Below are 23,387 nucleotides of genomic sequence, written 5' to 3' on the forward strand. Positions count from 1 at the left end.
TATTTGCTGAATCGCTGCAGTTCTTCTCCGTTGGAGGTAATAAGCATTAGCGCTCCTGCCAAGTTGCTCAGCGCTCGCATCAAAAATTGACTGATGTATTAAGTGCTACTCAGATGCATGGTTTATCAATACAAAACAAATATAGGTAGTGCTAAACAAGTGAGGATGTGCCGCGCGGAGTGCGGCACATCCTCATCCCAAAACCATTACTTCTTGAGCACTACCCAAATATATTTCTGTCATTGGGGTTGTGCTTAGTTTTGACTTAGACGAGAGTTTACTGCAATGGCAAATGACAAATCACTACCTCTGGTGACTAGAGTCAGCACGTGGATAGTCGGGGGTCTGCTTGGAGGGTTGGTTGGCTCCCTGACTGCGGTGATGCTGACTCAGGCGATTAAGCAAATCCTTGATTTCGTCTCTGGACTGGGTCCCCTCTGGTTGTTGCTGCTGCCCCTGCTCGGCGTCACGTTAGCGGTGCTGGTACTGTTTGGACTGGGTAAGGGCACACCCGTACAAACCTTAGTTCCCCAAAATGGCAGTGGTGGACAGCGGCTTAAGCAGACCTGGTACTCTTTCCCGCATGACGTTGCTCGAGCCGATCTGACGGGTGACGTGGTGAACACCGCCGGAGCAGAGGAGCAGTTCCCCTGGAAGCGGGCACCGTTACGTGCTCTTGCGATCCTGTCTACGGTTGGGTTGGGCGCACCCATGGGAACCGAATCCCCAGCGGCCCATATCGGCGTTGCGACAGGAGTCTGGTTGAGTAGCAGAAATCCAGTCCTGCACCGACTGGTGCGTCCCGCCGCGATCGGGGGGGGTGCTGCAGGGGTGTCAGCCTTGATGGGGATCCCGCTGGTGGGTAGCTTCTTCATGTTCGAGTTGAGTCAGCGCCGCCAAATTCCACTGACCCCGGAACGGGCGGCAGCTATGTTAGCAGGGGGAGTGGTAGGTTGGGGGGTCAACTGCATCTTCAAGCTCAGTCTGATCCGGCTGGTCGTGCCCACGGTTTCCCCTGCTGATTTGTGGGACGGTGCTGCCGCGGCATTGTTCATCGGAGCGATCGCGGGTGTGATTACCTCGCTGTCATCCGAGGCAATTTACTGGGCTAGAGGCTTACAGACCCGTCCAGCTACACGGCTGCTGTTTGGGAGTCTGGCCATGCTGGTGCTGGCGATCGTGACATCACAAGTCGCATCTCCAGCAGCAGCGTTAGGTCCAGGTGGAGGAGCTATCGTCTGGGCTGAATCCGTCGAAACGACCCCTTACCATCTGCTGGCCGTATCCTTGCTCCGAGCCGCATCCACCACGGCTGCGGTGGTGGCAGGGGGGTGTGGTGGAGTGTTTGTGCCGTTTCTGGCGATCGGTGACCTGGGTGGTCGGGTGTTTGCAGCCGCCTTCGGGGTGCCAGCGGATCTGGCGGGGGCGGCGGGGGCGGCGGCTGGTATTGCGGGTGGCTATCGGCTACCGCTGACGGCCATGGCGATGGTGCTGGGGGTTGGTGGCCCAGCCGCCGCCATGCTAACTTGCCTCGCCACCGTTGGAGTCGCCGCCCTTTCTGGATTGATTACCGCGCGGGTCGCCTATCAACTTTCCAGCTCTGTACGCAGGAGGTTGGGTCAGAGAACATCATCATCAGACTGAGATTCGGACAATTTCCTTTGCTGCGCTTCGTTGAGTGCGAACGCCAAGAGACTAACGCTCGAATAGCGCTATTGATGATGATTCTGCTCACGAACTTGAACTGAAACTAATGGGAAGGAATATCTCTATAGCATCTCCACACTGCCAGAGGGGTATGCCTATCCTCGCAGTCAGGTTTACTATCAGCCGAAAGCAAAAATGCACTCGCCATTCAGAGGCAGAGTGCAAAAAGTGATCTGAAATTATCTACCCAATAATTTAGTAACTACTAAGTAGGTGGCTGCAATGATTGAGAAACCGAAATTCGGCTCTGCTCAATGGGCAACGTTCCGGGCAACAGAGGGGTGAGCGGAGCCGTTCCGGCAGTTTGGAGTGCAGGTTAATTTAGCTTGCCTACTCGTACCCTACTCGTACCCTACTCGTAGCCTACTGGCACAGCTCTCCGGTCCACTCTTGGGAACCGCGATTGGCCTGACATTTGTTTTGCTCGGTAACTTGGACTAGCTGCCATTGTTTGGTGCCCTCGGTCGCGCTATCAGAGGGGGTAAATTCGTAGCGCGTGCGGGTGGCTGCTATTGAATCGTCCTGCAATCCGGTTTTCGTGACGGTCACAACAGCTTTATCGGGACTGGGATAATTGACTTTGATTTGCTCGGAGCCTACAGGCTCAGGGCTAGGCTGGCGGGTTGCCAAGACTATCGTCATCGGATCGGCCCCTGGCTGGAGCTGGACATTTTCTACCACGCGGAAAGGTTCGCCACCCTCACCTGACTTGGTGCTGGTTTCTGCGGGTTGAGATGCGGTTTGAGCAGTTTCTTCAGACGAAGTTTCAGCCGCAGAGTTAGACGGGCTGGGGCTGCTGCATCCGGCCAACGCGGAGAAAACGGCAGCCGTTAAACCAATTGTGAGCCACTGTGCTGTTCTAGCCATAAGTTTTGCTAAACCTCCTCACTGCAAATATAGAAAGTTTTTAGTTTACACGGAATCGATCCAATCTGCGGTGAAATGCTGCTGTCTACACTTTTGTCAACACTTCGGTCAACTTGTCAGCCTCGCTCAAGCTTCGAATCGAGCTTTGGTCAAGCTCTGGCTAAGCTCTGGTCAAGCTCTGGTCAACATTGCTCATGCCGTTGGTCCATGACTGTTGATCCATGTCATTGATCCATACTGCCTGTCGGCTCATGCTGACGTGATTGACTCTAGCGTTTTGACACTGTTTGACATTAGATTTTAGACAACAAATAAGCTCCTCGGGTTCCCTACCCGATTTCAGATTTTGACATCGTCCTCGCAACGAATGGCAAAAAAAGCCCGCCTGAGTAGACGGGCCGTTCCGCCTTAGAAGCATTCCCCTATACCAGCCCTAAGCCTGGATATAGGTGGTTTACTGCTGGCCGGCAGACTCTTCAACCAGCTTGACCTTCTGGGCCAGCCCCAGACGCTGCAATAGCTGAATCATCATCCAGGTCATATCGATTTCCCACCATTTCATGCCGTGACGGGCTGAGTATTGATGGGCATGGTGATTGTTGTGCCAGCCTTCGCCATAGGCCAGTAGAGCTACCCACCAGCAATTAGTTGAGCGATCGTTTGATTCGAACGTGCGATAGCCAAATTTATGCGTGGCGCTGTTGACTAGCCAAGTGGTGTGATAAACCAAAACCAGCCGGACAAATACGCCCCAAAACAAAAAGGGTAATCCACCAATCAAAAACAATAGGGCTGCAAAGGCAACCTGAATTTGTAGGAAGTATTTATCAAGGAACTGATAAACCGGATCACCTGCAATGTCTTTGGTAAAACGAGGGATTTCCTGCTCAGCCGGTACGTCGTACAGCATCCATCCCATGTGGCTCCACCAGAAGCCTTTGCAGGAATCATGATGATCCACGTCTTGGTCAGAATAGAGGTGATGATGGCGATGCAAACCAACCCACCAAATGGGGCCTCCCTGCATCGCCAGCGTGCCACAAAAGACCAACACATACTCTAACCATTTGGGGGTTTGAAAGCTGCGGTGACTGACCAAACGGTGCCAGCCCAGTGTGATTCCAATCCCGCCAGTTAGCCAGTGCAGAAAAATAGCCAACCCAACCGCAGTCCAGCTAAAGTTGCTTGGCAAAAAGGCCAAAATTGCCGCAATGTGGATAATGGCCATGAAGATAATCACAGCCCAATCACGGGGGAGTTGATTCGATGTTGCGATAGTCATGCAAAAGTCTCAATGTGAACAGTGCAGCCCGATCTGCGCGACAATAGATCCCGCAAAACAGCCAATTTCAGATTTTAGTTCGTAATCTTGATAGCGACTTAGCTAAGAGTGTGACTGAAATTAAATTGATGGTCAGCTTTCCTCAGAGATAGGTCTTTAGGAGGCCAAGACGCTGAAATCTAATATTCGAATTGGCTTGAAATTGCGGTAGTTTCTCCCCAAATTCAGGAGATCAGGTGAAAATTAGCAGCGTTGAGCAGCTTCAGCGGGCAGAACAGGCACTATTTCAAATTTTTTCTGGTATTGACGCTCAGGTCAAGCGAAATCTCCAGCGAGTGCTAGCCGCCTTTCGGCAACATCAAGTCGGAGTCCACCATTTTGCTGGCGTTACAGGCTATGGGCATAACGATCTGGGGCGGGAAGTGTTGGATCGGGTGTTTGCCCAGATTGTGGGAGCCGAAGCGGCAGCAGTGCGAGTGCAATTTGTTTCGGGAACTCATGCAATTGCCAGTGCCCTCTATGGCGTGCTGCGTCCGGGGGACGAGATGCTGGCGGTGGCGGGTGCTCCCTACGACACGCTGGAAGAAGTGATTGGGTTACGCGGAGAGGGACAAGGCTCATTGCGGGAATTTGGCGTCTCCTATCGCCAGCTTGAACTAACGGAGACTGGAGAAATAGATTGGCAAACTCTATCGCAGGCAGTGCGTCCCGAAACTAAACTGGCCCTGATCCAGCGCTCCTGTGGCTACTCCTGGCGCTCTAGCCTCTCGATGGCCGATATCGAGAAAATTGTTTACCTGGTGAAACAGCAAAATCCCGATACGGTTTGCTTTGTCGATAACTGCTATGGCGAGTTCGTGGCCGATCAGGAACCTCCTGCGGTGGGAGCCGATCTGATCGCCGGTTCGCTGATCAAAAATCCGGGCGGCACGATTGTTGCAGCCGGTGGCTATGTTGCCGGACGGGCTGATTTGGTCGAAGCTGCCACCTGTCGGTTAACCGCTCCTGGGATTGGCAGTGCCGGCGGAGCCACGTTTGACCAAAATCGGCTGCTGTTTCAGGGGCTGTTTCTGGCGCCGCAGATGGTGGGGGAAGCGATGAAAGGCAATCATCTGACGGCCTATGTGTTTGACCAATTGGGCTACCCGGTGAACCCGCTGCCGCTAACACCACGTCGAGATGTGATTCAGGCGATTAAGCTTGGCTCTGCCGAAAAAGTGATCGCTTTTTGCCATGCAATTCAGCAGCATTCGCCGATTGGCTCCTACCTCAGCCCCGTTCCTGCCGAAATGCCAGGATACGAGAGCGAACTGGTCATGGCGGGCGGTACCTTTATTGATGGCAGTACGTCTGAGTTCTCGGCAGATGGTCCGCTGCGAGAACCCTACGTCGTGTTTTGTCAAGGCGGCACCCACTGGACTCATGCGGCGATTGCCCTAGAGGCTGCCATTGAAGCCATTGGGCCAGCAAAGCTAAGAGCGTGAAGCCGCAACTTGTGGAAGCCGTAAAGCAAAGTGCTCCAATTCCAGCAAACCTTTAAAGATACGTTGAAGCCCCGTCTTTGCAACCGCTTTCTACCGCAACTTTTCAAATTTTACGAGTAAGATTTCATTAAAGCGGCTGGGCCGGGTGGAAGCTGGGAACACTGGAGATGAATCAGCTCTGCTCCTACCAGTGCGCCGTTGTGATAGAAGCCAAATCTTGCTCCTCAGCGCGTTTGATATCCATCCCCAGCTTGAACTTCTTGCTTCGACGGGGACTTCCTGATCTTGCTGGCTTTTGGCCAGTGCATCCAATCCTGTATATGGGAATCGACTCCAGGCTCAAGCTGACTATGAGTCAAAATCAAGAATTAAGAACCTGGTACGACCAAGGCAACGCTTTGTTTAAACTAGGCCGCTACGAAGGGGCAGTTGCTCGATTTGACAAGCTTTTGGACCAGCAGCCAGATCACTACGAAGCCTGGGGCCAGCGCGGCTGTGCCCTCTATGAACTTGGCTCCCACGAAGAGGCGATTGCTAGTTTTGAGAAGGCACTCCGAATCAAACCCAAATTTACGCTGGCATGGCATGGTAAAGGGATTGCGCTAGCCAAGCTGGGTCGCTATGACGAAGCAATTGTCAGCTTTGCCAAAGCCCTTAAGTTTGACCCGGAAAATGCCAAAGTTTGGTACAACCAAGGCCACACCTTTGCCTGTCTTTACCGCTACAAAGAAGCGATTGCCAGCTTTGATAAAGCGATCGAGTACAAGCCCGACAACTATCGGGCCTGGTACAGTCGAGCCGTGTCGTTGGCGGCGCTGCGGCGCTACGAGGATGCTTTGACCAGCCTAGATACGGCCTTAGCCCTCAAACGGAGCTGCTACTACGCCTGGAACTATCGCGGCCTGGTGTTGACCAAGCTGGACCGTCACGATGAGGCAATTGTGAGCTTCGATAAGTCGTTGCGTTATAAAAACGATAATCCTAATGCCTGGTATGGCAAAGCCTGCTCCTATGCACTGCGTGAAGATGTGGAGATGGCTGTCAAAAATCTACACCGGGCCATTGTGCTGAGTCCCAATCTGTATCGAGTGATGGCCCAGACAGACGTGAATTTCGACGCTATCCGCAACACAGAGGCATTCCGAGATTTGATACAGCGGCGCTAATGTCTGACTGTGTTTGCCCCGCTAGTCCTTTTGTGTCGTCATCCGAATCACATAGGGATGAAAGCCAGTTTCGTCGTAGGAGCCGACCCAGATCTCGTAGGTGCCAGACAGCCACTGCCCCGCCAGTCCAGGATTTTTGCCGGAGTAGTCATCGTTGCACCAGGTGCCGCCCGGTCCACGAATCACTAGCGTTGTGTCTTCTGAGCTTTGCACTTGCAACCTCAGATAGTTAAAGAACTGCGTCAAGGTGAGGGTGTGGTCAGGTTGGGCATCCACAAAGCCATTGCAAGGTCCGGTGACGGTTTCGGCCCGCCCTGCTATCTCACTTGCTGCTTGGGGACCGCCACTGATGCCCCGTACCGTGGTTGGATCCGGACTAAAGCCAGGAGCCAGGGTGACGTTTTCAAAAATCGTGGGAGAGGCAGGGGGGGGAGAAGCGGGAGCTGGCGAGGCAGGGGATGGCGAGGCAGGGGATGGCGAGACAGGTTCAGGACTCTGCCCTAGACCCGGTTGAGCAATCGCGACAAATGCACCAACCCCAATCAAAATCGCAGCAGCAGATTTTGCAATCGAGCAGTCACCCAGATTTCCGATACAAGTTTTCATTAGATTCAATTGTCGTTGGTTGTCACGGCTTGATCATCACAGCTTGATTATCACGGCTTGATTGTCGTGGCTACGAACTGGATTCTGCCACAGCTAAGGCTTGACGCAAACGCGGCTGATCGATTTGGTGCTGATTCAACAGCAACCAGGATGGCACCAGTTCCGGTCCTTGCAGATCGCCCGTCAAGGCCGCCCGCAGCGATTTCATGACTACACCCTTCTTCACCTTGGCGGCTTCAACGCCTTGCTGGATCAAGCTCTGGGCCGTATCTGGGGTCAGTTCCGTCGTTTTGAGGCCCGTAAGGATGCTTTGCAGGGCTGTGCCTACTCCCGGCAGTTTGAGCTGATTGGCAGCAGCATCAGTAAAGCCAACATCGGCTACAAACAAATAGCGCGTCATGGCGACAGCATCCTCCAACCGCACCAGGCTGGGAGCAATCAGAGCAGATAACTGCTCTAACCAGGCCCGGTCGCCCACTGGATCGAGTTCATAGCCAGCAGACTGCCAGTAGGGAATCAGCAGATCGGTGAGTTGCTCGACCGGCAGGTGGTGCAGGTATTGACTGTTGATCCAGTTGAGCTTATCCCAGTCGAACTTGGCTCCAGCTTTATTGACGCGCTCAAAGCTGAAGTGTTGCGCTGCTTCCTCTAGACTAAAAATTTCATTCATCCCTTCCGGAGGCGACCAGCCCAGCAGCGTCATGTAGTTAGCAAGCGCCTCAGCCGTGTAGCCCATCTTCTGAAAGTCGGAAATCGAGGTGACGCCATCTCGCTTTGAGAGTTTGGCTCCGGCCTGGTTGAGAATCAGCGGCGTGTGGCCGAACTGGGGAACGGTTGCGCCCAGAGCTTCGTAGAGCAAGATCTGTTTGGGCGTGTTGCCGATGTGGTCTTCGCCGCGAATTACATGGCTGATCTGCATATCAATGTCATCCACCACCACGACAAAGTTGTAGAGGGGCTGACCGATGTCGTCGGCATCTGCCGCGCGGGCAATCACCATATCGCCACCCAAGTCGCGGCCTTTCCAGGTAACGGTACCGCGCACCAAGTCTTGCCAAGCAATTTCTCGCTCATCGTCGATCTTGAACCGAATCACCGGCTTGCGTCCTTCTGCGATGTAGGCGGCTTCCTGCTCTGGGGTTAAATCGCGATGGCGATTGTCGTACCGGGGAGCCTGCCCCTGGGCTTTTTGAGCTTCCCGGATCGCGTTTAGTTCTTCGGGTGTGTCGTAGGCGCGGTAAGCCAAACCCTGATCCAGCAATTGCTGCACCTTCTGGCGATACAGATCCATCCGCTTGGTCTGGAACGTGGGTCCTTCATCCCAAGTGAGGCCGAGCCAGGTTAGCCCATCCAGAATGTTTTGGGTATATTCAGGCCGCGACCGCTCCAGATCGGTGTCTTCGATCCGTAGGACAAAGGTGCCGCCTTGATGCCGAGCAAACAGCCAGTTAAAAACTGCCGTGCGAGCGGTACCAATGTGCAGGTTTCCGGTTGGGCTGGGAGCAATACGAACGCGAACAGACATAGAGATTAAGCTTAGGACGACGCATTCCCCATTCTAACGGCAGATGGACTGCCGGGATTTGCATTTGGCGTTTGCGCTTCGACTTGGCTGCGGTGTCACTACTCTCCCCAAAACCGATCGATCCGTTCTACGTAGTCCAAATCGGCAAGTTGGTGCAGAATTTCGCGCCAGCGGGGCTGATGAGTATGGCCAATACAGAGAATCTGGTCGTCACCACAGCCAATCCGACCTCTGGAATGGGGGAAATATTGTACAGACGGATCAATCGCCTGGACTTCAATGCGGTGAGTTTCGCTGGCTGGAATGCAAAATTCGTAGCTGACGGACTGTAGGCTGGTTGCCCCGCCAATCAAACCAGCCGGTGAGATAGCAGTCAGGTCGAACGTAATTTTTTCTACGTCGCTCTGTGAGAAGGATTCAGCTCTGCCGGATAGCGGTAGCACCAGCAGAGGAGCAATCAGCAGCGACAGCAAGCAGAATCTGAGCATGACTAGAAATTGAAGCAGAGCTATGGAAATTGTTCGCCTCCGCAGGGACAGCTAAGTTTTGGCAAGCTGGCAAAACGCCTGAGTCGCCTGCCAGAGTGTGTCCTCCACATCCACTAAGGCATGATCGCTTTCCAGTTCTAGGAGTTGGACATGGGCACGATCGGCAGCAAAATCGCGGCTGGCCTGAATGGGAATCACATCATCTTGTGTTCCGTGCAAAATCAGTGTCGGGACCGAGCGGTGCAGTGTGGTTTCATCGTATTGGGCTAGGTCGGTGATGAACGAATAGCGGAGAGGGAGCTGTTGTTGAGCACCATAATGGTAGACCAGCAGCGAGCCGGTTTGTTGCCATTGCTGCATCGACTCTGCGCCCAGTCTGGGTTGCCAGTGGGCTAGGAACTGAAATGCCGGAGCCAGCAAAACCAAGCGCTCGATCTGCAGGAACCGTTCTCCCAGCCAAGCTGCCGTCAGCGCCCCAAAGCTGGAGCCAATCAGGACTACCGGATCGTTGACGGGCAAGAGCGTCTCGATTTGCTGCAATTGGCGAGTCAGGGTGAGGGAGGAAAAGTCAGGCTGATTCAGATCGGGAATCTGCAGTGGGATACCCAGCGAAGCAAACTGGTTGCGAAAGTACTGGGCCTTGGCGGATTGCGGGCTGGAGGCAAAACCGTGGAGGTAGATGAAGGTAGTCAAGGGTGGGGTTTTGAGTTTTGAGTTTTGAGTTTTGAGTTTTGAGTTTTGGGTTTTGGGTTTTGGGTTTTGGGTTTTGGGTTTTGGGTTTTGGGTTTTAAAAATATTAAGCCGGTTGCTGAGCTAGGGATCCTGTGAGGACGGTTTCGTGGGAGTAGGCTTTCCGTGTGCATCAGGCAGGTTCCATACCCCTGCTTTGCAGAAGCAATCTACAAGACTCAAAACTTAAAACTCACAATTCACAACTCACAGACTAAGGCTGCCAAAGTTGATGCTGAAGGCAACATTGAGATTTTCTAGCGAATCGATCAGCCAGGTGACGCTGTCGCGGGTGCAGGTTTCGTAGTGCTTAAACAGAATCGCGAACTGCTTTTCGAGATAGGGTTTGACCTTACGGCAGATCAGGACGATTTTTAGCAGCAGGCCAATCGTGGCGGTGATGCCCAAATTGCCGGTGAGGTCAACAAAAATAGCGTGATTCGGGCACTGCGAGTTTTCGACCACCAGGAAATTGAGCAGCTTACGGCAGGTACCAATTAGCAGCACATCGTTGAGTTGGTGCTCGTCGTGCTCTGGCAGAATGGTTTGCAGGTGGCTATAGAGGCGCTGGTTGAATTGCCGGTTGCCGTACTTAGCATCTACCGAATCGGTCAGGTATTCGTAGAGATCGGTTTTGAAACCCTGATAGGAACGGGCGTGGCTACTGTAGGTGAGGAAGCGCTGCGCCAAGTCGTGGTAGGTATTGGAGCCGTCAATTTTGCCGCCAAATTGCTGTAAGGCTCGATCGAGACGGCGATCGCTGAGGAGGGTTGGATTTTTGGATGAGCGCAGATCTTTGGGTTGCTCAGCTGGGATGTCGCCTTGCAACAGTTTGAAGGTGGCATATTGGGCCAGATCTCGCTCGAACTGGCGCTGCACATGGCGTTTGATTTGGCGAACGCGGCGGCGCTGCTCATCGGTACTGTCGGTCGTGAGCAGATTGTAGTTGTAGAGGCAGGGGTAGCGGCGAATCAGGGTGCCCAGCGTGCTGCCTCCGTTGGCGGTCCCCTCAGGAGTTTGGCTCACTACTTGGGCCATGCGCTTCAGCGCCATGTACTGGTCGGTCGTGCGAAACTGCCGCACTAGGTCTCGCAGACGTTGGGTGGTGCGAGAGCGGCCTAGACCAGATGGGTTGGCGTCAAACAGGGCCACGAGTTCGGGGATAGCGCTGTGCAATCGCGGCTGCATCAGCCAGTGGTTAATAAAAATGTAGGAGCTGCGGTTGAGGATAAACTTAAAGTCTTTCTCAACAAAGGGCGAGTCCACAATTTTCTTCAAGGCTTGCCAAACCGCGTGATCGGCATAGCCGCCGGCCTCGATAAACAGCATGCGAAACCGGGCCAGCAGTTCCTCCGGGGCTTCAGTTCGGACACAGTCCAACAGATGGCCATAGAGCTGCTCTTCCTCCAGATAGGTAGTCTGGTGGTGCGTGATACGGCGGTTGTAGTAATCTGACCATGAATCCATGAGGATCGTATCTTATGCTACTATCGCTCGCTCGCTTACCGAACAGATTTCAATGCAGATCTCAGTGCAAATCTCAGTACAGATAATAATTCAATTGCCAGTAGGGCGCAATTGTTTAATTCGCCGTTTCAAATCCTGAAAATCGAGCGTTATTTCCGTACCCCTATCTGATTAAACGTGATTTAAGCTACATCAAGCCAAGCTGTATCAAGCACCGAGCAGCGATTCTAGCCTAGCTCGACCTCATCGGCGAAACTGACGCGCCGCAGAAAATGGAACGGTCCGGCAACCGACCCCCAAGCTAGCTCATCGGTTTCTGGATCTTTGCCCCGATCCAGGCTGAGCAACTGGTGTTCGTCGATCTCAAATTCGTTGTCGAGGTAAGTCTTTTTACCATTTCGGATGACGACACAATTCTTGCCGGGTTCCACTCGGCCTTTGAAGCTTTTGCCGGTCCATTCCACCAGCATGTCGCAGCCTGGTAATTTTTCGATCCGTTCGGAAGTTAGCGTGTGCAGCAAATCGAGATTGCGGGACGCGCCATAGAACGCTGCTTCGTCCTGGACCAGATAGTTTTCCAGCAAAATGTGATCGGTTTGGGGCGTGAATTTGAGGATGCGCAGGCGGTAGGGGTAATTCAGCATGTAGTCGTAGGCCTGCTCGAGAAACAAACTTACTCCTGAGAGCAACTTGTAGGGCAAGGGTCGCATACAAACGCGGATATGGGCATAGAAGGGCGGATTTTCGATCGCCTGGGCCTGATTGCTAAAATCGGCAGCCATCCAGCGCACCAAGGTGGCAACATCGGTAGGGTGGGTCATGATTCGAACCGTAACGTCTGCAACAAAATCATCCCCCTTATTTTAGAGGGCGGACGGGCTGAAGCTGAATGGAATGCCTTAAATTGGCGCAGTTTCCGGTAGCTGGGGCGGCTCGGTGGCAAACCACTTTTTGTAGATTTGGGCGTAGGTGCCGTTGTTAAATAGGGTGGTTAGCGCCGCGTTGATTTTTTCTAGATTCGGCGAATCCTTGGGCGTGGCAATGCCATAATACTCTTCGGTCAGGGGTGGAGCAATCAGCTTCAAACCGGGCACTGCGCCGCTGTTGATCAGGTAGGTAGTCACTGGCGCATCGTTGATCACCGCATCGACTTCGCCTTTAGCGAGGGCTTGCAGCGCTTCTGGAGCCGAGGCTGTTTGGCGCACTTTGGCGTTGGGAATTGCTTGGGACTGTGCTTCGCTGGTGGTGCCGCGCTGGACGCCGATCCGTTTGCCCTGAAGCGACTGCACCGAGGTGATATCGGTATTATTGGCTGCCACAGCGATAGCTAAACCAGATTTGAAATAGGGGCGTGAAAAGGAGACCCGCTCCGCCCGATCGCGGTTGATCGTAATGGCACTAATGGCCACATCGGTCTGGTTGCCGTAGATGCTGCGAATTAGATCGTCAAAGACCATTTCGTCGAAGTCGATAATAAACCCAGCGGTGCCGCCAATTGCATTGATCAGGTCAATGTCAAACCCCGTCAGAGAGCCATCGGCGGCCTTCATCTCGAACGGTGGAAATGCTGGATTGATCGCAACCCTGAGCACTGAGGGCTGGGCCGGATCGGTCGGACTGGCCGGGGTTGGGCTGGTGGCCTGATCTGGACTGCAAGCCGCAAACAATAGCACCCCGACAAAACCCACCAGCGCCAATCCGAACCGCTGTCGTAGACGAATGCACCTGATCCCACCTTGAAACCAACCCTTAAACCAACCCTGTTTTTCCATCGGATTTGTACTCCTTCTAACATTTAGCTGCCAGCCTGAGAGGTTTGAATGGGTCTGCCCTTGGCCCGCTCTAGAGGGTTCATCCATCGTTCTAACTGCCCGAACACCTGGGAAGACAGCAGCGTCAAAATTAAATAAACCAGCGCGACGGAGAAATAGATCTCAAATGCCCGATAGTTTTGGGCCACAATTAACTGCCCTCGTCGAAACAATTCCTCGAACCCGATCACGGCTACCAAACTTGTGTCCTTCAACAGGCTGATAAACTCATTGCCCAAGGGCGGAATCATGCGGCGGAATGCCTGGGGAAAAATCACGTAACGCCTGGTCTGAACGGGTCCCAAGCCCAGAGATTCTGAGGCTTCTCGCTGTCCTAATTCAATGGACTGAATCGCTCCTCGGACAATCTCTGCAATATAAGCGGCACTATTCAACGTCAATCCAATCACGGCGGCGGTCCATTGGTTCAGCGAAAAGGCCACACCAATTTCTTTGAATAAGGCTGGTAGGCCAAAATAAATCATAAATAATTGCACGAGCAATGGTGTGCCTCGAAAGAAATCAACATAAATGCGGGCAGCTACACTCAAGGCTCGTGAGGCCGACAGGCAGGCAATGCCAATCAGCGACCCCAGAATCATACCTAGAAATACGGTGACAATCAACGGTGGCCGGCTGATTGTGAGCAACATTAATCTGTTTAATCTGTCGCAGCCCAATTTAAGCTCGCAACAGCTACGGCAACTCCGAGCCGAGGTGGGCATGGTGTTCCAACAGTTCAACCTGTTTCCTCACATGTCCATAAATGGGGGACTTTCGAACCTAATTAGGTCTGAATCTTTGGAAAAATTGGCCTAACTTTTACTCAGAGCTTGTTTGTAAACAAAGATTGAGATCCCCCTAAATCCCCCTTAAAAAGGGGGACTTCAGAGATTTAACTCGGTTCCCTCCTTATTTAACTCGGTTCCCTCCTTATTTAAGGAGGGTTAGGGAGGATCAGATGGGAAGTCGATTCTAGCCTCTTAAAATTCATTTACAAACAGTCTCTCAAAGTCCCCCATTTATGAGGGATTATAGCCCTGCGGGCATCCTAGAAAAGGGGGCTGAGAGGACTTGTGTGTACACCGTAGTCTTGGTGAGGGGAGGATGGATGGGAGCGGTCTCACTCCCGGCGGCGATACAGCATCAGGATACTCATCACCTCATCGGAGTTGGGCACCGGCAATAAGCGACTCCAGGCACCGGCATCGGCAATACCAGCTTGATGTTGACGGTGAATCATTTCGCGCACGCCTTCGGTAGAGCCAATTAGAATCAAACGTAAACGCTCGCGGTTATCAAAGGTGGAACCGGAGGCAGGATTGGGTGAATTGAGCGGGAACGGTAAATCGGACAGAAACTCGTCTGCCATCAGAATACTCCTTGGAATGTTTGGGGTTGGAAGAAACCCCAAAAATTTAGCCACCCCGCCAAGCACAGCGCAGGATGGCTAAGGAGTGTTAAAATACTCCACTAGCCTCCCAGACTGCTGGAACCAGTCGAAGGGGTTAGTCGCCCTGGTGCTGCTCTCAACAGCTAGGGGCGACGGCTAAATTTTTGGGTAGCCGGATTGTGCCCACAGAAGCAACAATCTTAATCTGATACATTACCGAGATTGCGCCGCAAATGCAACCGCATTAAGGAAAATAATTGGGGAAATAGAAGATGTTGCCGCCTCAGGTTTCTATTTACGGTTGCTTTTGGTTCTGAGGCTTGTTGTTAGTCTGAGTTTTATTGCTGCTCTGGGATGATGGCGATGCAGCAGGGGGCTGGACCTGATAGCTATTGACGATGGCTTCTGCGTCGGTGTTGTAGTTTTGGTAGGGCTTGTTGATGCCAAACAAATTCAGCACAAAAATGTAATTGCCCCGCTGTTCTACAATGCTGACCGCATCGAGGGCATTGCCGCTCTTGTCTTTGCCAGTCCAGTCGATACGCAGACTACCATCGGGCTGCACCTGAGAAGTTTGCCAGTTGACTTCTTCGAGGCGGTTGGTAAATTCGGTTTTCAACGATGCTTCTAGCTGTTGGGTATTGAGCTGCTTGCCTTCAGCCGAGCCAAAATCGACCGCTCCGGCAAAATTCTGATCTGCCGAAACAAAGGCGACACCGCTGCCGGTGGTTTTGTGGGAGTAGCCCTTGGGGAACGAGATTTGAAACAGACCGCTCTTTTCGCGGTAGGTTTGCTGCTGAGGCGTGGGGCTGGCAGAGGGAGTGGGTGAGACCGTGGGCGAAGGAGCAGGCAGAACCACCGTGGGTGAAGGCGCAACCTCGGCAGTGGGTTCTGGTTTTTGGGTGCAGCCAATCAGCAGCAGCAGCGCTCCCGCTAGCGGCAGCAATCTTCGCCTGGGTTGGTTCGTGGTTCTCAGAGGCTTCAACGTGCTACTCTCCCGATGACACTTCTGGTTTTAAGAGCGGGAAGGCGATCACATCGCGAATGCTGGCACAATCGCATAGCAACATCACTAACCGATCGATTCCCATACCCATTCCTACCGTAGGGGGCAGGCCATATTCCAGAGCGGTAACAAAATCTTCATCAATATCATGCGCTTCTAAATCTCCGGCGGCCTTACGAGCGGCCTGGGCTTCGAACCGCTGACGTTGGTCGATCGGATCGGTCAGCTCCGAAAAGCCGTTGGCCGTTTCGCGTCCGACAATGAACAGCTCAAACCGCTCCACCAAACCAGGCTTACTGCGGTGCGGCTTGGCGAGCGGTGAAATTTCCACCGGATAGTCAGTAATGAACGTGGGTTGAATCAAGGTCGCTTCCACCGTTTGTTCAAACGCTTCATTTAGCAATCGACCGATCGAGTCGCAGTCCTCAATCTCTTTGAGACCAGCCGCTTTGGCAGCCTGTTTTGCCTCCGCTAGCGATGTGAACTGACCGAAATCAATCCCGGTTTGTTCCTGGACCGCCTCATGCATGGTAATTCTGCGCCAGGGCGGGGACAGATCAACCGTCTGGCCCTGGTAGTTGACCTGAAGCGTTCCCAGCACGGTTTGGGCCACGGTGGTGATCAACTCTTCCACGGTCGTCATCATGTCGTGATAGTCGCCGTAGGCTTGATAGACCTCAATCGAGGTAAATTCTGGATTGTGGCGAGTCGAAATTCCTTCGTTGCGGAAAATCCGCCCCATCTCATACACCCGCTCAAACCCGCCCACAACTAAGCGCTTTAGATGCAGCTCGGTGGCAATCCGCAGATACAGATCCATCTCCAGCGTGTTGTGGTGGGTAATAAACGGACGGGCATCGGCTCCACCGGCCTCGGTTTGCAAAACAGGCGTTTCGATTTCCAAAAAGCCGCGCTCGTCAAAGAAGCGACGGATGGCGGCAGTAATCAGAGCACGCTGGCGAAAGGTATGTCGCACTTCTGGATTGACAATCAAATCCACATAGCGCTGGCGGTAGCGTTTTTCCACATCCGTCAGGCCATGCCACTTGTCCGGCAACGGCAACAGCGATTTGGTCAGAATTTCAAAATAGCGGACATACACCGACAGCTCGCCCTTCTCGGTTCGCTTGATTGTGCCGCGTGCCCCTAAAATATCGCCCACATCGGTGAGTTGCTTCAACCGCTCGAAGGCTGTCGCATCGTCGCTCATCGAGGCTTCGATCGTCTTTTTATCTAGATAGAGCTGAATTGGCCCGGTTTCGTCCTGCAAGGTGAAGAAAGCCAGCTTGCCAAACACGCGCCGCGCCATAACCCGCCCTGCTACCGACACGTCCACCTCCACCTCTTCTCCGGCAGGCAGATCGGCGTATTTGGTCTGCAAATCTGCGGTGTGATGGCTGACTTCCCAGCGGTAAGCATAGGGCGTCAACCCCTGCTGGCGGAGCTGATTGGCTTTTTCGAGGCGAGTGGCACGGAGATCGTCAGAAGACATGGAAGGATTAATCCTGCTGGTGGGCAAATTGATAGGCTCCGATCGCGGCCAAAATTATGGCGATGATCAGGAGAACTGGGATACTGTACCAAGGAAATTCGCTGATCGGCAAGTAGGCAGCGGCGCGCAGGCCCGTACTGGTGTAGGTGAGGGGCAGCAGATAGACAATCACTTTCATCACCAGTGGCAAACTGCGGGGGTCAAAAAAGGTAGCCCCCAGAAACGACATCGGCACAATCAAAAAGTTATTTAGCAAGCCGACGCCTTCCAGCGATTTGACATTCAAACCCACAATCACGCCCAGCCCTGCAAAAACGGCGCAGTTGAGCACAAGCAGCAGCAGAAACAGCGGGCTAAGGAAGGTGAGTTTGCCGGTAAATAGCACCGCAATCAGAATCACCGAAGCGGATGTCATTAGCCCCCGCACCACACCCGCCAGCATTTTGCCCAGGAACAGTGCCATCGGATGCACCGGCAACAGCAGGATTTCCTCAAAGGTTTTGGAATAGAGCCGCTCGCCGCAGATCGAGAAGGTGGTCCCACCAAAGCTGATCGTCATCGACGAGAGGGCCACCATCCCCGGCAAAATAAATTGCAGATAGCTATCCCCCACCGGAGGCTGGAGCGCCATCGCATTCCCCAAGCCCAAACCAAACGCCAGAATGTAAATCAAAGGCGAAACTAAGCCAGAGGCCACCACTTGCGTGATCCGTACCCTGAGGTCGAGCCAGTCACCCCAGAAGACGGTGAGACTATCGGCAAAAATGTCTCTCCACAAGGAGCCTTTGAGCCAATGGCGAAGGGAAAACGAGGGCTGAGCAATCACAGGTTTTGCACCGTTAAGAAAAATGAATTTTGTCTTCCTTTTATTCTGTCACTGATTGCTGCATTTAGTTCTGGGTTGGGTGGAACTGGACAGGTTGCTAGAGGAAACTTGGTTAACCCAACAGTCAGGCTAGCGATTGTCTATGATAATTTGGGCAGTAAGCGTCAACAACTACTCAGATTTCCATACACCATCCCAGGGGCCACCTCCCGTCTCTAAGCCACAAAGGTCGCTGGTCGCAGTCAGAATTAGCTTAGAAGTAGCCCGCTGCCGCAGCTGTAGATGAATTTGGCCCCGCATGGTATCGCGACAGCAAAACACCAACCCCTGCTGGGTCGGTGCACGTAAGGGAGTTCCCGGTAAATTGGTAGTAGCCGTTAGCTCGACTTCATACTGGGAATTTTGTGCTCGCATTCGCCAATCACCCCAGGGCTGAATTTCCCAGGTGACTTGGCTATTCCAGGGCACGAACTCGTAGAATTTGCCCTTGTAGTGAATGCCTACCATCGCTACCGATTCCATCCACCACAGCACACCTCGTCTACCGCCGCCTGCCGTTAGGGCTAGATCTGGTTCGTTGGCAAAACAATTGCAGTTGATCCAAAACCACTTCTGCGGAAATGCTCCACCCCAGTTCTTTTCACCGTAAGCAGGAGCATTCACAAACTCATAGCGTTTATGATTCCATTCAATCCAACCAGTTGCCAACCCATGTGCCATCAAAATCTGCCAACCTGGTTCAAAAATCTGCCACTGGGATAACCATCCTGCCGTAGATTGCTGTGATTCATTTACATCACCCCAACCGTAAACAGGTTCAATTGCATACTGCCAGCGAGCAGTAAATCCGGACCCCGGATCGCGCAAAATGCCCTGATGCCAAGTGGCGGTAGCCTGGTAGCCTTCGTGGATCTGGTGATCGAATTGGGCGGGGGGGAGGAGGTGGGGAGATGCGGCTCGTGAGCCTCGCCGAACGAGGGGAGATGATTCTGTTATTTTGCTGCTTTCATTGGTTGCGTTAAGTCGTCGCCAGTGTCCTAAACCGAGGGCATGACGCCAGGCCCAGAAGGATTGAACGTCGGGGAAGGTGCGGCAGAGGTATTCGTCGTTGGGTCCGAGGATTTGGGCTGCTCCGCCACTGTGGGCTTGGCCGCCGGTCGGATCTTCAATTGAATACATGAAGGCAAAGGTTTGACGAGCTTCGGGCAGGGTGACTCGGTAATACCATCCTTCAAAGAAGCGGCGATCTGAGCCGTCCCAGTGATAGCCACTGTGGGGGGTTTGCAGGGGGGGCATAGGCGAAGCAGCTTGAGGTGAGCTTTGGAGGTGAGGGCGTAGACGCCTGCTGCGAGAATTGGCACTACGAGTTGGGCAGGGCCGACATCAGCGTCTGCCAACTGCTGAAACCAATCCCCAGAGCTAAGCGCCCCATCCAGATTGTAACGACGCTGCCTAGCAGGAGTGCCGTTGCCTTCAGATCTTGCTTAAAGCAGCCCATGCCTTCTCGATGCAGCCCAAAATTGACGCAGGCGTAGTACATCAAATCGTTCAGCGCTACGGCCACCACCGCCCCAACTGGACCTGCCAAGTTGAAGCCCAGCAAAATCCCACCTACAGTTGATAGCAGTCTAAAAAAGTTGCCGATCGCCGTGTAATGAACTTCACCCAGCGCAATCAAGGAAGAATCAATCGTAGAGCAGAGCAAGCGCGGCCAAATCCCCAGCGCTAGGATCGGCAGCATCCAGGCTGCATCGGCGTACCGCTCATCGTAGAGGGTCAGGATCAGCAGATCGCCCGCACTGATCAATAGCGCCATGCCCGCGATCGTAACCAGCAGCAACCGCTTGCGGTAGGGCAGGATTTTGGCTCGCAGTTCAGGCCGAGGCAGATCCGTTAGCTTGGAGGTTGCTGGCAACACAACCCGGATACTCAAGGCCCCAACAACCTGGCGCGGCACATCACTAAGCATCAGGGCAATGCCGTAGACGCCCAGTAGCTCTAGCGAAAACAGCTTGCCTAGCAGCAACCGATCGGCTTGCTCGGCTAGAAAGGTGAGGGCGGTAGAGACAAAAATCCAGCGACCGAGGTTGAAAATCTCTCGTACTGCGCTACTTTCCCACTGAAAGCGGTTACTGTATCCCGGTATCAATCGATAGCTCCAGATCAGCTTAACGCTGCTGTAGGTTAGACCCCCAACTACCATAGCCCAGAGCGTTGGACTGATCGCCGCCCAAACCGTCATAACAGTAATTTGAACCGCTTGGGCTGCTAGCTCTAGTAGCGTCAGCTTTTTGATCGCCATGTGGCGCTCTAGCGTATAAACAGCGGTAGAGGTAAAACCGTCGATAATCGAAGTCAACCCCACCACGGGAATTAACCACTGCAACTGTGGCTCTTCGTACAGAGAAGCTAGGGGAGTGGCTAGTAACAAACAGGCAATCCAGATACCCAATCCACGGATGATTTTCAGAGTCCAGGCTGTGTTGAGGAATGCGGGTTCATCGCCTCGGCGGTTTTGAATAATACTCAAACCAATTCCCACATCCGAGAACAAGTTCAGCCCAATGATGAAAATATTCACCAGGGCCATCAGCCCGAAAAACTCTGGAAATAAGAGTCGGGTGAGTAGCAAATTGCCACCAAAGCGGAGGATCTGACTCGCTCCATATCCCGCAACCGTCCAAAAAGCGCCGCGGATTACTACTTTTTTCAATGCATTCATGCTTTCGTCAACGGTAGCGCGTTTCCTAAACCAGGTTCTCTAACCAGTTATGCCAAGCCAGCTGTTGTCAACTATAACGTATGCCCGTCTATGTATAACCTTCTCGTAATGGTTACTTATGATACATTTAGTGTTATACGCAAGTGATGCACAAACTTATATTTTGAGCATCTACTTTGAGCATTTACTTTGAACGTTTATTGTTCAACAAATTTGATATGAGGAATTGTATAAGATTCTACATGATCTTGCTGATATGACAATAGCGCGAAGAAACAGAATTGTAAGTTTTTCATGGATTGTCCGCCCTCTGCCTCAGGTTGTAGGAAAGCAGTTGACCAAATTAGCCTCTAGGTAGAAGCAGTGAGAAACAAAGACAAGTTATCTCTATAACATCGACTACTGCGGATCGCAAAGCTGTAATTGAACTGTGATCGATTGAACCACTGGCAAACCTTCGATGGCAGCAGGATGACAGCAAGTAGTCTGATTAATTTGCAAACTTAAGTGAATTTCTGGAGGATAAGGTAATGAGCATTGAAAATAGAATTGAAGCAACTGCTAAGAACGTCGAAGGAAAGCTTCAAGAAGCTGTTGGTGATATTACTGGTGATCCAAAAGCCAAAGCTGAGGGGCAAGCCAAACAGGCTGAGGCTCGGGTGCGTCACTCGGTTGAAAATGTGAAAGATGAAGTAAAGAAGGCCATTGATTAATTGATTAAAAGCCGATCAGCGTGACAACTAAATGCTGATAAATGCTGAATAAAGTAGTATTTTGGAGGTAGTTGATACCTCCCTTTTTATTGGGAAATTTACTTCGATGCTATCTGCGCTTTTCTAGGTCCGCTTTATGTTTCAGGCAACTCGTCGGCGATTGGCGCTTTGGTATACCGGGGTCACTGCTGTACTGCTGTTGCTTTTTGCCACCGGATTTTATCTATATGTCCGCAGTACCTTGGTCGAGCGCATCGACGATACCCTGAACCATGTGGTGGAAGTTATACAGCGCTCGCTTGTAGTTGAACCGATAGTTGAGCCAGTAGTTGAGCCAGTAGTTGAGCCAGTAGAGCTACGTTCCCAGTCTGGTGGCCAGCCTAGTGGTCAGTTTGATGGTCAGTCTGGCAGGCAGTCTGCTTGGCGGGTGAACCTAGATGCCAGCTTTCCTAGCAATGCTGCCGCCGTCGAAGATGACCACATCGACCTGGAATGGTTCAATGCTGCTGGAAATTTACTCTGGTCTACCTTTTCTGCCCCGCTCAATATTCCGCTGCACCCCAACAGCGATGGGGAAACGGTCTATGGGCGCTTCACCCCCACGGGAGATGAACCAGATCCACTACTGCTTCCCTATCCATCGACCTTTGCCCTACGACAGGTGACTCAACAGGTGCAAATTGGCGACCAAGTGTTGGGCTATTTGCGGGTCAGCCATCCCTGGTTTGAAGTCACCAAACCCAGCCGTCAGTTAATTCGTGACTTGAGTTTGGGTGTGCTGTTGGTGATTGGGGCAGTGGCGGCGATTGGTTGGTTGCTATCGGGCTTGGCGATTGCGCCGGTGCGAGACTCCTATCAGCGATTGAAGCAATTCACCGCCGATGCCTCCCATGAACTGCGTAACCCGATAGCCGTGATTCAAACCAATGTGCAGGTGGCGCTGGCTGACCCGGATCCGTCCCTGCAACAGGATCAATTGCGGGTCATAGAGCGATTGACTCGCCGGTTGGGTCGGTTAGTGGATGATCTGCTGTTCTTAGCCCGACAGGACAGCGGCATTACCGGCCTACAGGTCAATGGGATTGCCTTGGATCGGCTGTTGCAAGATGTAGTAGAAGAGCAGCAAGCCCTAGCAGCGGACAAAGGTGTGACCCTACTATTTCAGCCTGCGGATGCGAGGCTAGATGGTTCTGACAAAGCTCTTGACACGCTTCTCCCTTCTCCCTACACCATCGCTGCCGATGCCGATCAGTTAATGCGCCTGTTCACCAACTTAATCAGCAACGGCATTCAGTACACGGCCAGCTCTGGCAAGGTTGTTGTGAGTCTCCAGCGCACCAAATTGGCCGGCGGCTCCTATCTGCAGGTGCAGGTACAAGATACGGGCGTGGGAATTGCAGCAGAGGCATTGCCCCACATTTTTGATCGGTTCTATCGGGCTGATCCGGCTCGCACTTCTCCGGCTACCCAACATTCTGAACGTCCGGTAGGATCTGGCTTGGGGTTAGCAATTGCCAAAGTGATTGTGGAGAACCACCACGGCCAGATTCAGGTGGCTAGTACGCTGAACCAAGGAACGACCTTTACGGTGTGGCTGCCTTGCCAGAAAAATGTTGCTTTAGCACATCCCAACGGGAGCAGTGCCAGTAATCTACATGGGAAATGATCTGCTCCTCATGATCGAGCTGTAGCTCGCTCCAACCGGAAATCACGATCCGAGGCCGCCAAGGCAATGGCGTTGTCCAGCTCAGGGTCCAGTCGGTGCGAATCTGGTTGTCCGTCCGCTGAATCTGGTGCAACTCCAGATTGGGATCGAGAAACCAGGTGTTGATGAACTGGATCATCTGCTGATAGCGCCCTCGCCCCCTAAATTCGTTCAGGGGGTCTTTGAAATAGACATCCTCAGCATAGATACGGTAAGTCTGATTTCGCGGAAAATTGCGGTAATCTGCTTCCAGAATCTCCAAAATCCCCATTGTGACCTCTATTTCTAACCAACTGCGCCGGTAGTTGATGAAATTCGCCAATTTACCCTTGGCGGAATTGCAAACTTTCGTTACATTCGTTTCATAAAGTTCTATAGTATCTCTAAGTTGTTGGCAT

Annotated in this window: 22 protein-coding genes; 5 read left to right on the forward strand and 17 right to left on the reverse strand. The window is 52.7% G+C overall.

Annotated elements, in window-relative coordinates:
* Window positions 1-285: 285 nt before the first annotated feature.
* Entirely contained in the window at window positions 286-1,644 is a 1,359-nt protein-coding gene (locus HJG54_RS13005) for a chloride channel protein (RefSeq protein ID WP_316435399.1), read from the forward strand.
* Between the two features lie 426 nt (window positions 1,645-2,070).
* Here HJG54_RS13005 and HJG54_RS13010 read toward each other — a convergent pair whose 3' ends face one another.
* Together HJG54_RS13010 and HJG54_RS13015 are read right to left on the reverse strand one after the other, a co-directional pair.
* Window positions 2,071-2,574: a hypothetical protein gene (locus HJG54_RS13010; protein WP_316435400.1), complete on the reverse strand. Its 504-nt coding sequence runs from the start codon at window positions 2,572-2,574 to the stop codon at window positions 2,071-2,073.
* Window positions 2,575-3,028: 454 nt separating this feature from the next.
* Window positions 3,029-3,856 carry an acyl-CoA desaturase gene (locus HJG54_RS13015; protein WP_316435401.1) on the reverse strand — a complete coding sequence of 276 codons (828 nt, stop codon included), beginning with the start codon at window positions 3,854-3,856 and terminating at the stop codon, window positions 3,029-3,031.
* A 236-nt stretch (window positions 3,857-4,092) separates the two neighbouring features.
* Between HJG54_RS13015 and HJG54_RS13020 the strand changes: the two genes are divergently transcribed.
* A complete protein-coding gene (locus tag HJG54_RS13020) occupies window positions 4,093-5,340 on the forward strand; it encodes a methionine gamma-lyase family protein (RefSeq protein ID WP_316435402.1) in 1,248 nt (415 codons plus the stop codon).
* A 350-nt stretch (window positions 5,341-5,690) separates the two neighbouring features.
* Window positions 5,691-6,506 carry a tetratricopeptide repeat protein gene (locus HJG54_RS13025; protein ID WP_036005495.1) on the forward strand — a complete coding sequence of 272 codons (816 nt, stop codon included), beginning with the start codon at window positions 5,691-5,693 and terminating at the stop codon, window positions 6,504-6,506.
* Window positions 6,507-6,527: 21 nt separating this feature from the next.
* Here the strand turns inward: HJG54_RS13025 and HJG54_RS13030 are convergent, their stop codons facing one another.
* From HJG54_RS13030 to HJG54_RS13095, 14 genes are all read right to left on the reverse strand, one after another.
* Window positions 6,528-7,112 (reverse strand): hypothetical protein, encoded by a 585-nt coding sequence (locus HJG54_RS13030; protein ID WP_316435403.1) that lies wholly within the window; start codon window positions 7,110-7,112, stop codon window positions 6,528-6,530.
* Between the two features lie 70 nt (window positions 7,113-7,182).
* On the reverse strand, window positions 7,183-8,637 hold the full coding sequence (gene gltX, locus HJG54_RS13035; protein ID WP_316435405.1) for a glutamate--tRNA ligase: 1,455 nt from the start codon (window positions 8,635-8,637) through the stop codon (window positions 7,183-7,185).
* A 98-nt stretch (window positions 8,638-8,735) separates the two neighbouring features.
* On the reverse strand, window positions 8,736-9,125 hold the full coding sequence (locus tag HJG54_RS13040) for a hypothetical protein (protein ID WP_316435407.1): 390 nt from the start codon (window positions 9,123-9,125) through the stop codon (window positions 8,736-8,738).
* A 51-nt stretch (window positions 9,126-9,176) separates the two neighbouring features.
* Window positions 9,177-9,818, reverse strand: coding sequence for a YqiA/YcfP family alpha/beta fold hydrolase (locus HJG54_RS13045; protein ID WP_316435408.1), 642 nt, complete (start codon window positions 9,816-9,818; stop codon window positions 9,177-9,179).
* Window positions 9,819-10,061: 243 nt separating this feature from the next.
* Window positions 10,062-11,321, reverse strand: coding sequence for a hypothetical protein (locus tag HJG54_RS13050; RefSeq protein ID WP_316435409.1), 1,260 nt, complete (start codon window positions 11,319-11,321; stop codon window positions 10,062-10,064).
* Window positions 11,322-11,548: 227 nt separating this feature from the next.
* A complete protein-coding gene (locus HJG54_RS13055; protein ID WP_316435411.1) occupies window positions 11,549-12,142 on the reverse strand; it encodes a chromophore lyase CpcT/CpeT in 594 nt (197 codons plus the stop codon).
* Between the two features lie 78 nt (window positions 12,143-12,220).
* Window positions 12,221-13,093, reverse strand: coding sequence for a basic amino acid ABC transporter substrate-binding protein (locus tag HJG54_RS13060; protein WP_316435412.1), 873 nt, complete (start codon window positions 13,091-13,093; stop codon window positions 12,221-12,223).
* Between the two features lie 23 nt (window positions 13,094-13,116).
* The gene (locus HJG54_RS13065) at window positions 13,117-13,785 is read right to left on the reverse strand and encodes an amino acid ABC transporter permease (protein WP_316435414.1); all 669 of its coding nucleotides are present in this window, start codon (window positions 13,783-13,785) and stop codon (window positions 13,117-13,119) included.
* 470 nt (window positions 13,786-14,255) lie between these two features.
* Window positions 14,256-14,504, reverse strand: a complete 249-nt coding sequence (locus tag HJG54_RS13070) for a hypothetical protein (protein WP_316435416.1) — start codon at window positions 14,502-14,504, stop codon at window positions 14,256-14,258.
* Between the two features lie 316 nt (window positions 14,505-14,820).
* Window positions 14,821-15,510, reverse strand: coding sequence for a hypothetical protein (locus tag HJG54_RS13075; protein WP_316435418.1), 690 nt, complete (start codon window positions 15,508-15,510; stop codon window positions 14,821-14,823).
* Between the two features lie 4 nt (window positions 15,511-15,514).
* Entirely contained in the window at window positions 15,515-17,023 is a 1,509-nt protein-coding gene (gene lysS, locus HJG54_RS13080; protein WP_316435419.1) for a lysine--tRNA ligase, read from the reverse strand.
* Window positions 17,024-17,030: 7 nt separating this feature from the next.
* Complete coding sequence (locus tag HJG54_RS13085; RefSeq protein ID WP_036005524.1) at window positions 17,031-17,849, reverse strand: ABC transporter permease; 819 nt, start codon at window positions 17,847-17,849, stop codon at window positions 17,031-17,033.
* Between the two features lie 171 nt (window positions 17,850-18,020).
* Complete coding sequence (locus HJG54_RS13090) at window positions 18,021-19,145, reverse strand: tocopherol cyclase family protein (RefSeq protein ID WP_316435420.1); 1,125 nt, start codon at window positions 19,143-19,145, stop codon at window positions 18,021-18,023.
* Window positions 19,146-19,209: 64 nt separating this feature from the next.
* On the reverse strand, window positions 19,210-20,571 hold the full coding sequence (locus HJG54_RS13095; protein ID WP_316435422.1) for an oligosaccharide flippase family protein: 1,362 nt from the start codon (window positions 20,569-20,571) through the stop codon (window positions 19,210-19,212).
* Between the two features lie 530 nt (window positions 20,572-21,101).
* On the opposite strand from HJG54_RS13095, the gene HJG54_RS13100 reads away from it, so the two are divergent.
* Together HJG54_RS13100 and HJG54_RS13105 are read left to right on the forward strand one after the other, a co-directional pair.
* A complete protein-coding gene (locus HJG54_RS13100; RefSeq protein ID WP_316435423.1) occupies window positions 21,102-21,284 on the forward strand; it encodes a CsbD family protein in 183 nt (60 codons plus the stop codon).
* A 136-nt stretch (window positions 21,285-21,420) separates the two neighbouring features.
* On the forward strand, window positions 21,421-22,950 hold the full coding sequence (locus tag HJG54_RS13105; protein ID WP_316435424.1) for a sensor histidine kinase: 1,530 nt from the start codon (window positions 21,421-21,423) through the stop codon (window positions 22,948-22,950).
* Here HJG54_RS13105 and HJG54_RS13110 read toward each other — a convergent pair.
* Window positions 22,868-23,260, reverse strand: coding sequence for a DUF2358 domain-containing protein (locus HJG54_RS13110; protein WP_316435425.1), 393 nt, complete (start codon window positions 23,258-23,260; stop codon window positions 22,868-22,870). The two genes, HJG54_RS13105 and HJG54_RS13110, sit on opposite strands and share 83 nt — an antisense overlap.
* Window positions 23,261-23,387 lie beyond the last annotated feature (127 nt).

It is taken from the genome of Leptolyngbya sp. NK1-12 (genome assembly GCF_032598965.1).
In the GTDB taxonomy this organism is placed as follows: domain Bacteria; phylum Cyanobacteriota; class Cyanobacteriia; order Elainellales; family Elainellaceae; genus Elainella.